This window comes from Pseudarthrobacter sp. Y6, from assembly GCF_050156205.1.
Taxonomy (GTDB): domain Bacteria; phylum Actinomycetota; class Actinomycetes; order Actinomycetales; family Micrococcaceae; genus Arthrobacter.
On the sequence record NZ_CP189574.1, the window covers coordinates 2,977,615 to 2,992,655 of the forward strand.

Annotated in this window: 13 protein-coding genes; 6 read left to right on the forward strand and 7 right to left on the reverse strand. The window is 66.6% G+C overall.

Features of this window, described 5'->3' with window-relative positions:
• Positions 1–6: 6 nt before the first annotated feature.
• The 4 genes from infB to rimP all read right to left on the reverse strand — a co-directional run bounded on the left by infB (position 7) and on the right by rimP (position 5,234).
• Positions 7–2,937 carry a translation initiation factor IF-2 gene (gene infB / locus ACQCSW_RS14315; protein ID WP_426986888.1) on the reverse strand — a complete coding sequence of 977 codons (2,931 nt, stop codon included), beginning with the start codon at positions 2,935–2,937 and terminating at the stop codon, positions 7–9.
• 152 nt (positions 2,938–3,089) lie between these two features.
• A complete protein-coding gene (locus ACQCSW_RS14320; protein ID WP_111906442.1) occupies positions 3,090–3,467 on the reverse strand; it encodes a YlxR family protein in 378 nt (125 codons plus the stop codon).
• Positions 3,468–3,639: 172 nt separating this feature from the next.
• On the reverse strand, positions 3,640–4,620 hold the full coding sequence (gene nusA / locus ACQCSW_RS14325) for a transcription termination factor NusA (protein ID WP_111906441.1): 981 nt from the start codon (positions 4,618–4,620) through the stop codon (positions 3,640–3,642).
• Positions 4,620–5,234 carry a ribosome maturation factor RimP gene (rimP, locus tag ACQCSW_RS14330; RefSeq protein WP_354250392.1) on the reverse strand — a complete coding sequence of 205 codons (615 nt, stop codon included), beginning with the start codon at positions 5,232–5,234 and terminating at the stop codon, positions 4,620–4,622. Before rimP ends, nusA begins: the two co-directional genes overlap by 1 nt.
• 106 nt (positions 5,235–5,340) lie before the next feature.
• Between rimP and ACQCSW_RS14335 the strand changes: the two genes are divergently transcribed.
• From ACQCSW_RS14335 to ACQCSW_RS14345, 3 genes are read left to right on the forward strand one after another with little or no spacing between them, the layout of a single operon-like run.
• Positions 5,341–6,495: a DUF4439 domain-containing protein gene (locus ACQCSW_RS14335; protein ID WP_426986891.1), complete on the forward strand. Its 1,155-nt coding sequence runs from the start codon at positions 5,341–5,343 to the stop codon at positions 6,493–6,495.
• Between the two features lie 51 nt (positions 6,496–6,546).
• A complete protein-coding gene (locus ACQCSW_RS14340) occupies positions 6,547–7,275 on the forward strand; it encodes a VIT1/CCC1 transporter family protein (RefSeq protein ID WP_426986893.1) in 729 nt (242 codons plus the stop codon).
• Positions 7,272–8,303: an aminoglycoside phosphotransferase family protein gene (locus ACQCSW_RS14345; protein WP_426986895.1), complete on the forward strand. Its 1,032-nt coding sequence runs from the start codon at positions 7,272–7,274 to the stop codon at positions 8,301–8,303. Before ACQCSW_RS14340 ends, ACQCSW_RS14345 begins: the two co-directional genes overlap by 4 nt.
• Positions 8,304–8,345: 42 nt before the next feature.
• On the opposite strand, the gene ACQCSW_RS14350 is transcribed toward ACQCSW_RS14345, so the two are convergent.
• The 3 genes from ACQCSW_RS14350 to ACQCSW_RS14360 are packed head-to-tail and all read right to left on the reverse strand — an operon-like array spanning position 8,346 to position 12,406.
• Positions 8,346–9,740 carry a pyridoxal phosphate-dependent decarboxylase family protein gene (locus ACQCSW_RS14350; RefSeq protein WP_426986897.1) on the reverse strand — a complete coding sequence of 465 codons (1,395 nt, stop codon included), beginning with the start codon at positions 9,738–9,740 and terminating at the stop codon, positions 8,346–8,348.
• A gap of 53 nt (positions 9,741–9,793) precedes the next feature.
• The gene (locus ACQCSW_RS14355) at positions 9,794–10,588 is read right to left on the reverse strand and encodes a TSUP family transporter (protein ID WP_354250397.1); all 795 of its coding nucleotides are present in this window, start codon (positions 10,586–10,588) and stop codon (positions 9,794–9,796) included.
• Positions 10,589–10,597: 9 nt separating this feature from the next.
• The gene (locus ACQCSW_RS14360; RefSeq protein WP_426986899.1) at positions 10,598–12,406 is read right to left on the reverse strand and encodes a proline--tRNA ligase; all 1,809 of its coding nucleotides are present in this window, start codon (positions 12,404–12,406) and stop codon (positions 10,598–10,600) included.
• A 438-nt stretch (positions 12,407–12,844) separates the two neighbouring features.
• Here ACQCSW_RS14360 and ACQCSW_RS14365 point away from each other — a divergent pair, with 438 nt between their 5' ends.
• Genes ACQCSW_RS14365 through ACQCSW_RS14375 form a run of 3 tightly spaced genes read left to right on the forward strand, consistent with a single transcriptional unit; the run spans position 12,845 to position 15,032 of the window.
• Complete coding sequence (locus ACQCSW_RS14365) at positions 12,845–13,627, forward strand: ABC transporter ATP-binding protein (RefSeq protein ID WP_426986901.1); 783 nt, start codon at positions 12,845–12,847, stop codon at positions 13,625–13,627.
• 8 nt (positions 13,628–13,635) lie between these two features.
• A complete protein-coding gene (locus ACQCSW_RS14370; RefSeq protein WP_111906547.1) occupies positions 13,636–14,379 on the forward strand; it encodes an ABC transporter permease in 744 nt (247 codons plus the stop codon).
• A complete protein-coding gene (locus tag ACQCSW_RS14375; protein ID WP_426986903.1) occupies positions 14,376–15,032 on the forward strand; it encodes a TetR family transcriptional regulator in 657 nt (218 codons plus the stop codon). The genes ACQCSW_RS14370 and ACQCSW_RS14375 overlap by 4 nt, the downstream gene beginning before the upstream one ends.
• Positions 15,033–15,041: the final 9 nt, after the last annotated feature.

Here is a 15,041-nt window from a genome sequence, read left to right on the forward strand (position 1 = left end):
CGAACCTTAGACGCGCGGCTTTTCGCGCATCTCGAAGGTCTCGATGATGTCGCCCTCGGTGATGTCGTTGAACGAACCAAGACCGATACCACACTCGAAGTCCGTGCGGACCTCAGTGGCGTCGTCCTTGAAGCGCTTGAGCGTCTCAACGGTGAGGTTGTCACCGATGGTCTTGCCGTCGCGGCTGACGCGGGCCTTCGTGTTGCGTCGGATGATGCCCGAGCGAACGATGGAACCGGCGATGTTTCCGAACTTGGAAGAGCGGAAGACTTCGCGGACCTCGGCGGTGCCCAGCTGGACCTCTTCGTACTCCGGCTTGAGCATGCCCTTGAGGGCCATCTCGATGTCATCGATTGCTGCGTAGATGACGGAGTAGAAGCGCATGTCCACGCCTTCGCGGTCTGCCAGTTCGGCAACACGCTCGGCAGGCTTGACGTTGAAGCCGATGATAACGGCGCTGTCGACCGTTGCCAGGTTGACGTCGTTCTGCGTGATGGCACCAACGCCGCGGTGGATGACGCGCAGCTGCACGCCTTCGCCAACATCGATCTTGAGCAACGAATCTTCCAGGGCCTCGACAGCACCGGACACGTCACCCTTGAGGATGAGGTTGAGGGTGTCAACCTTGCCGTCGGCGACGGCCTGGTCGAAGTCTTCCAGGCTGATGCGCTTGCGGCGCTTGGCGAGGGCGGCGTTGCGGTCGGCTGCTTCACGCTTCTCGGCGATCTGGCGGGCGGTGCGCTCGTCAGCGGTCACAAAGAAGGTGTCGCCGGCGCGCGGCACGTTGGACAGACCCAGAACCTGCACGGGGCGGGACGGGCCGGCCTCGGTCAGTGCGCTGCCGTCGTCGTCGAACATTGCGCGGACGCGGCCGTGGGCCGTACCGGCCACGATCGTGTCACCGACACGCAGTGAACCGGACTGCACCAGGACGGTGGCCACGGAACCGCGGCCCTTGTCCAGGTTGGCTTCGATCGCGATACCGCGGGCGTCCTTGTTCGGGTTGGCGCGCATGTCGAGGGCAGCGTCTGCGGTGAGCAGGACAGCCTCGAGCAGCTCGTCGATGTTGAGGTTCTGGCGGGCAGAGACCTCCACGAACATGGTGTCGCCACCGTATTCTTCGGGAACCAGTCCGTACTCGGTCAGCTGGCCGCGGACCTTCTCCGGGTTGGCGCCTTCCTTGTCGATCTTGTTCACGGCCACGACGATCGGCACGTTGGCCGCCTGTGCGTGGTTGAGCGCCTCAACGGTCTGCGGCATAACGCCGTCGTCCGCTGCGACCACCAGGATGGCGATGTCGGTGACCTTCGCACCACGGGCACGCATGGCGGTGAACGCCTCGTGGCCCGGAGTATCGATGAAGGTGATTCTGCGGTCTTCGCCTTCGTGGGTGTGCGTGACCTGGTAAGCACCGATGTGCTGCGTGATGCCGCCGTGTTCGCCCGCCATAACGTCAGACTTGCGGATGGCATCAAGCAGGCGGGTCTTACCGTGGTCCACGTGGCCCATGACGGTGACAACCGGAGGACGTGCCTCGAGGTCTTCGTCGCCTTCGGCTTCCAGCTCGGCTTCGAAGTCGATGTCGAAGGCGGAGAGCAGCTCGCGCTCCTCGTCCTCCGGCGACACAACCTGGAGCTTGTAGCCAAGCTCCTCACCGAGCAGTGCGAAGGTCTCTTCATCCAGCGACTGCGTGGCCGTGGCCATTTCGCCGAGGTGGAAGAGGACCGTCACCAGTGCGGCGGGGTTTGCCTCGATCTTGTCGGCGAAGTCCGTAATGGACGAGCCACGGCGAAGCCGGATTACGGTGTTGCCGTCGCCGCGGGGTACGCTCACGCCACCCAGTGACGGAGCACTCATCTGCTCGAGTTCCTGGCGCTTGGCACGCTTCGACTTGCGCTGCTTGCCACGGCCTGCGCCGCCCTTACCGAAGGCACCCTGGGTGCCACCGCGACCGCGGCCACCCTTGCCGAAGCCGCCGCCGGCCGGAGCACCGCCACCGGCACCGGGAGCACCGGTACCTGGAGCGCCGCCCGGACGTCCGGGACCACGTGCGCCGCCACCGGGACGTCCTGCACCAGCGGGTGCGGGACGCTCAGTGCGGTTGGGCATCATGCCCGGAGTAGGTCGGTTTCCACCGGCACCTCCCGCGGCACGCGGACCACCAGCGCCGCCAGCGCCTGCCGCGGGACGCGGACCACCCGGACGGGGACCGCCAGCGCCTGCCGCGGGACGCGGACCACCCGGACGGGGGCCACCGGCACCGGACGCGGGACGCGGACCACCGGGACGGTCGCCGTCGGGACGGCTTCCACCCGCGCGGGGCATGCCCTGTGAGGGAGCGAACGGGTTGTTACCCGGACGGGGAGCACGTTCTCCGTCGCCACCGCGGCCGCGGGGCATGCCCTGCGAGGTGGCGAACGGGTTATTGCCCGGACGGGGACCGCCGGGACGCGGTGCGGAGCCGCCCTGCGAACCACCCTGTGTTGATCCGCCAGAGCGGGTCGGTGCGGCCGGGGCTTCAGCCTTCGGTGCCGGACGGGCACCGGGCTTGGCGCCGGTGGACGGTGCAGTTGCGGCCGGGGCTGGCGCAACGGGTGCCGCGGCAGGTGCAGCCGGAGCTGCGGAAACGGCAGCGGGTGCAGCCGGAGCCGCAGCAGCTGGTGCTGGTACTGCCGGGGCTGAGGGAGCTGCGGGGCCCGGAGCAGGTGCTGCGGGTCGTGTTTCGGCCGACGGGGCAGGCGCCTTGGGCGCGGCTGCCGAAGCTGCGGTCTTAGCAGCTGCGTCGGGGTAGGCGTTGCGGAGTTTCCGCACCACCGGGGCCTCAATGGTTGAAGAGGCGGAGCGAACGAATTCGCCCAGTTCCTGCAGTTTGGTTACTGCATCTTTGGAAGTAATACCGAGCTCTTTAGCAAGCTCATGTACGCGGACCTTGGCCACATTTCTCCTGTCTCGGTCCGCACCGAGCCAGGCACGAACCGTCTACTTCATACTGCGGGCCCCAGCCGCGGTTGCAACTACAGGGCCCATTGCAGAGCGCAACAAAGTTGTCATCGTTGCGCACTCATCGCTGGGAACTCATCGGGTTTCCATCAGTTTTCTGACCCGCTTTCAGGTTGGACGGTTTTTGCTGCAGCTACCAGGGGTATCTGCAACGGGCCGGCGTCCTGCTTGCCTGCCATGATCCGGCGTTCGACGGCGGTGGACCCGGTTGCGCCGTTGAGGGCCCTTCCGAATGCTCGCCGCTTGACCGCCAGGGCCAGGCACGCTTCGCTGGGGTGCAGCCATGCACCCCTGCCAGCCATCCGGCGTCGTTCGTCTACCAGCACTGCGGTGGAACCGCTGCCTTCGGCGACGAGCCGGAGTAACTCAGACCGCAGAGCCTTCTTCCGGCATCCGATGCAGGTACGCTGCGGTTGATCCTCGGTGTGAAGCACTTCTGCCACGGTGAGTATCTTCCTGACGTTCATAACTGCCGGCCCTAAGGCCCCAACCGCACATCGGCGGCACGGGAACACTCAGGGCACACGAATACCGGCCGTTAGGCGCGGTCATGTCTATTCTAGCCCCTCGGGGCAGTTCTGCCCGAAACCGGGGCTTCGACCGAAGGTATCCATAGTCGGCCGCCGCCCCGGAACCGGTTTAGCTTTCGCGCGGCGGGGCAGCGTCAGAGACGATATCGATCCGCCAACCTGTGAGCTTGGCCGCCAGCCGGGCGTTCTGGCCCTCCTTGCCGATGGCCAGCGAGAGCTGGTAGTCCGGAACCACAACACGTGCGGAGCGGGTGGCCTCATCCACGATGGTGACGGAATTCACACGCGAGGGGGAAAGTGCGCTGGCAATAAACGTTGCCGGATTCTCGCTGAAGTCGACGATGTCGATTTTTTCGTCGTTCAGTTCCGTCATGACGGCGCGGACGCGGGAACCCATTTCGCCGATGCAGGCACCCTTGGCGTTGATGCCCTGGGTGTTGGCCTTGACCGCAATCTTGGTACGGTGACCGGCCTCGCGGGCCAGTGCCACGATCTCCACTGAGCGGTCCGCGATCTCCGGGACCTCCAGTTCGAAGAGCTTCCGGACGAGGCCCGGGTGTGAGCGGGACAGGGTTACGGACGGGCCCTTAGTGCCGCGGTGGACATCAATAACTATGGCGCGGAGCCGGTTGCCGTGGATGTACTTCTCCCCCGGCACCTGTTCGGGCGGCGGCAGCAGCGCCTCCACGGAACCCAGGTTGACCTGGATCATGTGCGGGTTGTTGCCCTGTTGGATCAGGCCGGCCACAAGTTCGCCCTCGCGGCCCTTGAACTCACCCAGGATGTTGTCGTCCTCGACGTCGCGCAGGCGCTGCAGGATGATCTGGCGTGCGGTGCTCGCCGCAATGCGGCCGAAGCCGGCGGGGGTGTCCTCAAACTCGCCGATGGGGGCGCCGTCGTCGTCGATCTCCACGGCCCAGATGGTCACGTGGCCGCTCTTGCGGTCCAGCTCGGCCCGGGCCTTCTCGAAGGCGCCGGGCGATTTGTGGTACGCCACCAGGAGCGCCTGCTCGATGGTGGGGATCAGGAGGTCCAGCGGGATTTCGCGCTCACGCTCCAGAAGTCTTAGCGCGCTCATGTCAATATCCATCAGGCCTCCTCAGAAGGTCCATTGTGCTCAGGTTCCAGACCAGCTTCTTCGAGGTGGCTGAATTCGATCTCGACTTTTCCGTTGCGGATCCTGTCGAAAGGAAGAATCTGGGGCTCGCCCTGCTTGGGCTTCATGCCCTTCTTGACGGCGATCTCCGGGATGATGGTGACGCCGGAATCATCCACGGACTGGACCCTGCCGGTGACATTTTCGCCCTGGATGACGTTGACCTTGACCATACGGCCCCGGGCACGGTGCCAGTGCCGGACTTCGGTGAGGGGACGCGCGACACCCGGGGAGGAAACCTCGAGGTCGTAGGGGCGCCCGTCGTCCGCTGGATCATTGTCCAGGACGTCGGAGAGGACCCTGGAGATGTCTGCAATGACATCAAGGTTTACGCCGCCGGTTTCCTCCTGCGGCAGGTCAACAACCACGTGGACCACGCGGTGTGAACCGGCCATGATGGATACGTCCTCGAGGTACAGGCGGTTGGCCTGCACCGCCGGTTCCAGCAGCGCCCGGAGCCTGACGGCTTCTGGATTGTTGGCGGGCGCAGCAACAGCGGTACCCGTTCCGGTAGCGTCTGATGAAGTCGTGGCTTCTGCATTACTCACGATGCCGGCCGCCTTCCAATAGATGATGTTGTGACTACTAGCGTAACGATTTTCCGGCCGCAGTGGTGCACGAAGATTCGCATCAGGCGTGACAACATGGTCTGTTGTGAAAGACGACACGCAGGAGACCGGCCGCCGTAGGCCCTATTTCCAGTACGCCGTTTTTGCGCTGGCCGCCCTTTTGGTGTTGAGCCTGGGATTGGTGCTGATCCCCCGCGAACCGTCCCCGCCTGCGGTGCCGCCGTTTTCCGAGCAGGCAAGGGCATCCGCGTTCGCGGATTCCCTGACCCTTAGGGCCGCGGGCCTGGACTTGGAAGGCGCTGCCCGCGCCACTGCGCCGGCCCCACAAGCCGCAGCCCTGGCCCGGGTTGTGACTTTGCTGACTGTCCAGGCCCAGGCGCTGATGCTGCCGGCTGATGCGGCCGGCGATCCTGCACTGGACGGCGCGGCTACTGACGCGGCCACCGCACTGGCCACCGTCCCGTCGCCGTCGACCACCGCGGACTTCGCCGCTGCCCTCCAGGCAAGCGGGGCACAGCGGCTCCAGGACGCTGTAACGGCCGACGGCGGCATGGCCCGCCTTCTCGCCGGCGCAGGTACTGCCCAGCTTCTGGCTGCAGAGGACCTGGCCTCGGCGACCGGGCTGGCGTTGGCACCGCTTCGAGGCGCTGGCTCCTCCTCCCCCGCATCGCCGGGGCCCACCACGCCTTTTACGGCTTCGGCTGCCACCAGTTGTGCAAGCGAAGCGGCCGTCGCCGACGCCAGCACTGGCGCGGACCTCGGCTCAGCCTTTGCCTCAGCCGTGGCGGGCGAGCTGGAACTGGTCTACGCGTACCAGGCCGCACTGACCAGGATTGACTCCGGGTCCGCTGCCCCGGCGTCGGATTTCCTGGCCCGGCACCGCGTCCTCCGGGGCGAGGCGGAGGCCATGGGCAGGTCCCTCTGCGCCGCGGTACCCCTGAGGCAACCCGGCTATGCCCTGAGCCAGGCGTTCCTGGCAAACCCTGCAGCGGGGCTGGGAACACTGGAGGCAGGGACACTTCCGGTGCTCGGCGATGTGGTGGCCCTCAGCGAGGGACGCGAACGCGAATGGGCACTCGTGGCACTTCAGTCGGCGGCCCGGCGGAGCGTCTATTGGGGTGCCTCGCCGGGCCCGGTTCCCGGCATGGTCCTGGACGAGGCACTCCTGCCGCCACTGCCGGAGCCTGTATCAACCCCGGGACCTTCCACAACCAGTGCCAGTCCTCCCGGCAATTCGTAGCCAAGGCCCGGCACACTGGCCAGCCGCGGGCACTAATGCTTTGCTGGAGGCATGGACAGTGCCGGCGCCCCCGCCCTTCATGAGAATGAGCCACACCAAAACGACAGCGCGCAGCGCCTGAACTGGCTGCGCGCCGGTGTGCTGGGCGCAAATGACGGCATCGTCTCGGTCGCCGCAATCGTGGTGGGCGTCGCCGGTGTCACCACACAATCCGGCCCGATCCTCGTCGCCGGCACGGCAGGCTTGGTGGGCGGAGCAGTCTCCATGGCCTTGGGCGAATATGTCTCCGTCAGCAGCCAGAAGGACAGCCAGGAGGCCTTGATCGAAAAGGAACGCCTGGAACTGCAGGAAGAACCGGAGGAAGAGCTGGAGGAACTCGCGGCCATCTACCAGGGCAAGGGCCTGAGCCCGGACACAGCAAGGAAAGTAGCCAGGGAGCTGACAGCCCACGACGCCCTGGGCGCACACCTCTCCGCCGAACTGAACATCGATGAAACAGACATCGTGAGCCCCTGGAATGCAGCCTTGGCTTCCGCTGTTGCGTTCGTCGCCGGCGCCATCCTGCCGATGGCCGCCATCCTGCTGCCACCGGAGGACATCCGTGTCCCCTTGACGTTCGCTGCCGTGCTGGTGGCCCTGGCTGCCACTGGGGCCTTGGGCGCCTGGATCGGCGGGGGTTCGAAGGTGCGGGCCGCCGTCAGGGTGGTGGTGGGCGGCGCTTTCGCCTTGGCTGCCACGTACTCCATCGGCAACCTGCTCGGCGCAAGCGGCGTCCTGTGAACGTCCAGATTGGCGTGCCGATCCCTCCCGCCCTCAGCCTGCGCTACAGCCACAGCAGCGCAGGACGGGCCTGGCTCGCTTCACTCCCGGGGCTGGTCCAGGGGCGGCTGGAACATTGGGAACTGGCTGTTGACCTGTCAGCCGGCGCCCTCCCGTGGCATGGCCACGGCGGCGTAGTGGTCCCTGTCCGCCGGACGGACGGGACTCCGGCGGCGCTCAAGATCGCATTTCCCCACGATGAGGCGCGGATGGAACGCCATGCGCTGGCACTGTGGGCCGGATCCGGCGCCGTTCGGTTGTTGGAATCCGACGCCGGAACGTGCGCCATGCTGCTTGAGCGGCTGAATGCGGGCTGCTCGCTCCAGACCCTTCCGCTGGATGACGCGGCGGTCGCCTGGGGCAGCACCATGCGGCAGTTGGGCCTGGCCCCGGACGGACGGCCGCAGTGGCAGGAATTCGACCACATCGCCGGGCGGGCCGAACAATGGAGCGATGACCTGCCCGCCGACTGGGAACAGCAGGGCCGCCCGTTCCCGCGCTGGCTCCTGGAGGCGGCCCTGGAAGTCTGCCAGACCCGCGGCGCCGTTGGCCGCCGTTCGGGCCGCGATGTCCTGGTCCACACGGACCTGCATTTCCTGAACATCCTGGCCCGGCCGCAGACCAACAGCGGAGCGCAGACCGGGCAGGGCTTCGTCGCCATCGACCCGCAGCCCATGATCGGCGAACCGGAATTCGCGGTGGCACCGCTGCTGTGGAACCGTCTCGGCGACCTGCCCCGGAGCGATCCGGCCGGAGGGTTGAGGCGGCGCTGCCAGGACTTCAGCGCCGCGGCCGGCCTCGATGCCGAAGCTGCGCGCCAGTGGGCCGTGGCACGCGAAGTGGAGAACGCCCTCTGCTACGCGTCCATGCCACGCCACCAAGGCGATCTGGCCCGGTCCCTCTGGGTCGCAAGCACACTTGCCGGACGGACCCTTGACGGTCTCCCCTCGGCGCATGCCCTGCCTGAGCCGGGCCAGGGCGACGGCTGAGCGACGGGTGCCTCCCGGGCGGGACGGCTGCCTCCCAGGCGGTCAGTCCGCAGCCAGCACCGCTGCCAAGGCGGAGCTGACGGCCTCGACGGCAGTGCCGACGTCGTCCGCGTCAGTGCTCCAGTTGCTGACCGAGACGCGCAGGACATCCCTGCCCTGCCAGTGTGAACCGGACATCCAGACCTTGCCGTCCTCGATCACCCTGGCTGTCACGGCGCGTGTGGTGGCGTCGTCCCTGAAGGCGAGCGAAACCTGCGTGTAGTCCACCGCGTTAAGCACCTCGACGCCGTCCACCTCAGCCAGGCGGCTGCCGATCTTCGAAGCGGCGTCGGCGAGCCCGCGGACCTGGGCTGCCACGCCGTCCCTGCCCAGGGAACGGAGGGCGGCCCACACCGGAACGCCGCGGCCGCGCCGGGACAGCTCCGGCACCTTCTGGAAGGGGTCGCCTGGACCTTCGGCATCGTGGACCAGGTAGCTGGTGTGCAGGCCCATGGCGTTGCGCAGCGCGGTGCTTTCCTTGACCACTGCGATACCGCAGTCGTAAGGGACGTTGAGGGTCTTGTGGGCGTCGGTCCCCCACGAATCGGCCAGGGCCATGCCGCGGGTGAGGTCCGCGAACTCGGGCACTGCCGCAGCCCACAGCCCGAACGCGCCGTCCACGTGGACCCAGGCACCATGCCGCCGGGCAACCTCGATTGCGGCGTCGAAGGGGTCGAAGGCTCCGGAGTGGAGGTTGCCGGCCTGGAGGCAAACCAGCGCGGGCCCGGACCCTTCCGACAGCAGCCGGTCCAGCTCTGCGGCGACCAGCCTGCCTTGAGCGTCTGCTGGGACCGCGGTGGGCCGGCCGAGACCGAGGTACCGCAGGCCCAGGTCAATGGTCTCGTGGCGCTCCTGGCCCACAAAGCACCTGATCCGCGGGGCGCCCGCCAGGCCATCGCCGTCAAGGTCCCAGCCGGCATCTGCCAGCAACCGCCACCGGGCAGCAGCCAGCCCGGTGAAGTTGGCCATGGTGGCACCCGTGGTGAAGCCGACGTCCGATTCCGCCGGAAGGCCGAGAAGGTCCAGCAGCCAGTGGCCGGCCCCCTCTTCGATCGCGGCTATGGCGGGGGTGGCATAGCGCAGGCCGGAGTTCTGGTCCCACGCGCTGACCAGCCAGTCTGCGGCCAGGGCGGCAGGCAACGTCCCGCCGATCACCCAGCCAAAAAAGCGCCCGGACGGCATCGCCATCAGCCCCGGTTCGGCCTTGTCCGCCAGGTACTCAACCACAGCTGCCGCGGACATGCCCTGCGAGGGAAATGGTCCAGCGAAGTCAGCCGCGAGATCGTGGGCGCTTTGGGCGGGCCCGACGTGCCTGTCCGGCAAGCTCGCCAGCCATTGGGCGGCACGACGGGCCGCGGCTGACAATGCTTCCGAATAGGGTTCCCCGCCTGCGGACATACCTGCATGGTACGCCCGGCCGGCCAGGAGCTGCGAGGGATTCCGATACCCTATCAGGCGAAGTTTTCCTGCCAGACGTCGACGCCGAGTTTGATGATCAGGGCGCCCACCACCAGCAGGAAAACAACACGGATGAAGCGGCTGCCCTGCTTCACCGCGGTCCGCGCGCCCAGGTAGCCGCCGGCCATGTTGGCCAGGCCCAGCAGCAGGCCAACACCCCACAGGATTGACCCATGGGGCAGGAAGAACAGCAGGGCGCCTGCGTTGGTGGCCATGTTCACGATCTTGGCTTTGGCGCTTGCCTCCAGGAAAGCATAGCCCATCGCCGAAACGAGCGCGATGATGAGGAAGGAACCGGTGCCCGGACCGATCAGGCCGTCATAGAAGCCGATCACGGCCCCGATCAGGCACGCCACCACGTAGTGCGTGCGTCCGTCGTGCCGCAGCACGGTGATGTCACCGACGTTGGGCTTCAATGCCGTAAAAAGCGCGACGACGACCAGTGCCACGACGATGATCGGCTTAAAGACACTCGCCGGCAGGGTGGCGGCCAGCACCGCCCCGGCGAAGCTGCCGGCAAGGGCGATCACGGCCATGGGCACGGCTGTCCGAAGGTCCGGTTTCACCCGCCCGTAGTACGTCACCGCACTCGTGGTGGTGCCGAAAATAGACCCCATCTTGTTGGTGGCCAAGGCCTGGACCGGCGTGATCCCGGGTACCAGCAGCATGGCCGGCAGCTGGAGCAGACCTCCGCCGCCCACCACGGCGTCCACCCAGCCGGCAGCAAATCCAGCCACCACAATCAGGAGGATTGTGGTGAGCTGGATCGACTCGAACCCGGAAATCACCGTCGCAGGTCAGCTGCGGACGGCGGTGACCACATAGTGAACGGCCTTGTCCACGGCCACGTTCTCCGCTTCGCCGCTGCGGCGGTCCTTGATTTCCACAACGCCGTCAACCAGGCCGCGGCCGACGGCCAGGATGGTGGGGACGCCGACGAGCTCCGCGTCGCCGAACTTTACGCCCGGGGAGACCTTGGGCCGGTCGTCGTAGATGACATCGAGGCCGGCGGCCTCGAGTTCCAGGGCCAGCTGCTCGGCGGCGGCAAAGATTTCCTCGCCGCGGCCGACAGCCACCACGTGGACATCTGCCGGGGCGACGGCGCGGGGCCAGATCAGGCCTTTGTCATCGTGGTTGGATTCGGCCAACGCTGCGACAGCGCGCGTGACACCGACACCGTAGGAACCCATGGTGACCACCACCTGCTTGCCGTTCTGGTCCAGGACCTTCAGCTCGAGGGCCTCGGCGTACTTGCGGCCCAGCTGGAAGATGTGGCCCATTTCGATGCCGCGGGCGGTCTCCAGCGGGCCGGAGCCGTCCGGGGCCTCGTCGCCTGCGCGCACTTCGGTGGCCTCGATGACGCCGTCCCAGCCGAAGTCGCGGCCGGCGACCAGGCCAAAGACATGCTTGCCGGCTTCGTTGGCGCCGGTAACCCAGGCCGAGCCGCTGACAACGCGGGGATCCACCAGGTAGAGGAGCTTGGACGAGCCCTCGGTGCCCAGCAGCGGCGCGTCCACGGTCAGGCCAGGGCCCAGGTAGCCCTTGACGATGAGGGGCTGCTTCTTGAGGTCGTCGTCGTTGGCTGCCTCGAGCGTGATCTCGCCGCCGATCGGCAGGAACGATCCGATGTTGGCTTCGACGCGCTTGAGGTCCACGCCGCGGTCTCCGGGCACACCGACGACCACGATCTGGCGCTCCCCGGTGGGCAGGGTCACGGCGAGTACTACATTCTTGAGGGTGTCGGCCGCAGTCCAGACGCCGCCGTCGGCCTCTGTCCGCGGAGCGAGCTGGTTGGCAGCCTCCACGAGCGTATCGATGGTGGGGGTGTCCGGGGTGTCGCGGACCTCCGCGGCGGGGGCGCCGGTGAAGTCGATGTCCGCGGGAACCACCGTGGTGACGGCTTCAACGTTGGCCGCGTAGCCTCCGGCGGAGCGCACAAACGTGTCCTCACCGATCTCGGTGGGGTGCAGGAATTCCTCGCTCTTGGACCCGCCCATCGCACCGGCGGTGGCCGCAACGGGAACAACTTCCAGGCCCAGGCGCTCGAAAATCTTGAGGTAGGCGCCCCGGTGGGCAGCGTAACTGGCGTCCAGGCCGGCGTCGTCCACGTCGAAGGAGTAGGAGTCCTTCATGATGAATTCGCGGCCGCGGATCAAGCCTGCCCGGGGGCGTGCTTCGTCGCGGTATTTGTTCTGGATCTGGTAAATGCTCAGCGGCAGGTCCTTGTAGGACGAGTACAGGTCCTTGACCAACAGGGCGAACATTTCCTCATGCGTAGGTGCCAGCAGGTAGTCGTTGCCCTTACGGTCCTTGAGTCTGAAGATGCCCTCGCCGTATTCCGTCCAGCGGTTGGTGGCCTCGTAGGGTTCCTTGGGCAGCAGCGCCGGGAAGTGGACTTCCTGGGCGCCGATGGCTGCCATTTCCTCGCGGATGACCTGCTCCACTTTGCGCAGCACACTGAGCCCCAGTGGCAGCCAGGTGTAGATACCCGGCGCGGCCCGGCGGATGTAGCCCGCCCGGATCAGGAGCCGGTGGCTGGCCACCTCGGCATCGGCGGGATCTTCACGCAAGGTGCGCAGGAAAAGCTGGGACATTCTTGTGACCACGGGTGGGTATCCGTTTCTGGGGAATAGCTGCTGGAAAAGCAGGGCCGGGCAATTCTTCTGGGTACTAATCTACCGGCAATCCACGCCCCGCCCGGCGGCGGAGCCGCAGCCGGGCCAGCCACAGACGCCGAGCCGGATGCAGGGCCGCAAGCTGGGCCGGACGCAACAGAGCCACGCCCGTCAGTGCAAAGCCCCTGGCCGTAAACGGTTGGTCATTACATGCGGACGTGGCTCCATGGCCGTTGACGCCTAGGTACTGGTGAGGACTGGTGAGACCGCCCACCCACTCCAGCGCAGCTAGATCGAACCTATGTGATAGCCGACACGTTGACAAGGGTTTTTTCCATTCGAAGTTGTTGACGGCCCCACCTGACAGGTCTAGCTTTAATTCATCATCTGGTGAATTCAGCGAGGACTCCCGGCATTCGGAGGGCATTCATGTCCCATTCAGCAGCACCGGCCCCGGCCAGCCCCGGCGCTGAGGTGGCAGTCGCCGCCAGCTCCCTGCACGTCACCAGGGGAAAGGTCCCCGTCCTGCGCGGCCTGGACTTTTCCATCCACGCGGGCCAGATCACCGGGCTGCTGGGTCCATCCGGCAGCGGCAAGACCACCCTGATGCGGGCCATCATGGGCGTTCAGGTGCTCACGTCCGGCTCCATTCAAGTGCTGGGCCAACCCGCCGGGCACCCTGACCTGCGGCGCCGAGTGGGCTACGTGACGCAGTCCCCCAGCGTGTATCCGGACCTCACCGTCGAAGCCAACGTCCGCTACTTCGGCGCCATGCACCGCAAGGGCCGCGCCGAAGCTGCAGAGGCGATCGCCGCCGTCGGGCTTGATCCGCAGGCCAGGCAGAAAACCGGCGACCTCTCCGGCGGACAGCTGAGCCGGGTGTCGTTGGCCTGTGCCCTGGTGGCGCGTCCCAGTCTGCTGGTCCTGGATGAGCCGACCGTGGGCCTTGATCCGGTGCTCCGGGCTGACCTGTGGGACCGGTTCCGGTCCATGGCCGAATCCGGGACAACCCTGCTGGTTTCCAGCCATGTAATGGAGGAGGCCAGCCATTGCGCATCGCTCCTGCTGCTGCGGGAAGGGACGCTCCTGGCGCAGCTGACACCGGCGGAACTGAGCCAACGCGGGCACAGTGCCGATCTGGAGAAGGCCTTCCTCCACATCATCCAGGACACCGCCGAAACGCAGTCCAGTGAAAAGACGGTACGGTCATGAACCCGATGATGATGCTGGCCACCACCCGGCGCGTCCTGGACCAGCTCCGGCACGACCACCGAAGCATCGCGCTGATCCTGGTGGTCCCTGCTCTGCTGCTCACCGCCGTGTACTTTCTTTATGAGAATGAAACGCTGCCGCCAGGCGTGCCCAGGACTTTTGACCGCGTTGGCCTGATGATGCTGGCGATCTTCCCGTTTGTGGTTATGTTCCTGGTTACGTCCATCACGATGCTGCGCGAACGCACCTCGGGGACCCTGGAACGGCTGCTGACCACTCCCATCCACAAGGCGGACCTGCTGTTCGGCTACGGACTGGCATTTTCCATCATGGCCGCCCTGCAGTCGCTGGTGGCTACCGCGGTTGCCTATTGGATTTTCGGGCTCGACATCCAAGGCAGCCCGGGACTGGTGGTCATGATTGCCGTGATCAATGCGGTTCTTGGCGTCGCGCTGGGGCTGCTCTGTTCGGCCTTCGCCCGGACGGAATTCCAGGCCGTGCAGTTCATGCCGGTGGTGGTGGTCCCGCAGATCCTGCTCTGTGGCCTCTTTGTGGCCCGCGACAGGATGAACGAGGCCCTGGAGGCTGTGTCGAATATTCTTCCCTTGACTTTTTCGGTGGATGCGCTGCAGGAGATCGCCACCAACACCGAGCCCACAGACCAGCTGTGGATGGACGCCGGAGTCATCGTGGCCATTGTCGTGGCCGTCCTGGTGCTCGCATCGTTGACCCTGCGGCGGCGGACCGCGTGAACGGACAGCATGATCCCACGGGCCTCTCGGGCCCCGGAGGCAGCGCGGCTGGTCCGGGCCGGCGGGGTCGGCGGGGCGGGGCAACCGAGTCGAGGGACCAGATCCTGGACACAGCCCGGAGGCTTTTCTCCGAACACGGTTTCGACGGAACCAGCCTGCGTCAGATCGCGCGGGAAACCGGAGTGGACCCGGCCATGGTTCACCACTTCTTCAAGGGCAAGGACGAGCTTTTTGCGCTGAGCGTGGGTCTGCCGGCCGACCCGGAGAAGGTCCTGGCGGGCGTCGACGGCTACTCGCCGGAGGAACGGGCCGAGGCGATCGTGCGGGCCGTGCTGCGCTTGTGGGAGAGCCCGGCCCAGCACAGTCTGGTGGCCTTCCTCAGGGGAACCATCGGCTCCAGGGCCAAGACGATGCTGCTGCGGGAACTGGTACAGCGCACCATCCTCAGCCGGATCATGGCAGGAGTCCCCGGACCGCCCGCAGAAGTGGCCATGCGCGGAAATCTCGTGGCCACGCAGATGGTGGGCGTGATGCTGGTCCGGTATGTGGTGCGGCTGGAACCGCTCGCGTCTGCCTCCCCCGACGACGTTGTCCGGCTCGTGGCGCCGAACGTCCAGCACTACCTGACGGGTGACCTGAAATCTGACCGGTGATGTGCGAGC

Coding starts and splice junctions, on each gene's coding strand:
- ACQCSW_RS14320 (WP_111906442.1), bottom strand. CDS start 3,467: ATGAACGTCAGGAAGATACTCACCGTGGCAGAAGTGCTTCACACCGAG.
- nusA (WP_111906441.1), bottom strand. CDS start 4,620: ATGGATATTGACATGAGCGCGCTAAGACTTCTGGAGCGTGAGCGCGAA.
- ACQCSW_RS14340 (WP_426986893.1), top strand. CDS start 6,547: ATGGACAGTGCCGGCGCCCCCGCCCTTCATGAGAATGAGCCACACCAA.
- ACQCSW_RS14350 (WP_426986897.1), bottom strand. CDS start 9,740: ATGTCCGCAGGCGGGGAACCCTATTCGGAAGCATTGTCAGCCGCGGCC.
- ACQCSW_RS14365 (WP_426986901.1), top strand. CDS start 12,845: ATGTCCCATTCAGCAGCACCGGCCCCGGCCAGCCCCGGCGCTGAGGTG.
- ACQCSW_RS14370 (WP_111906547.1), top strand. CDS start 13,636: ATGATGCTGGCCACCACCCGGCGCGTCCTGGACCAGCTCCGGCACGAC.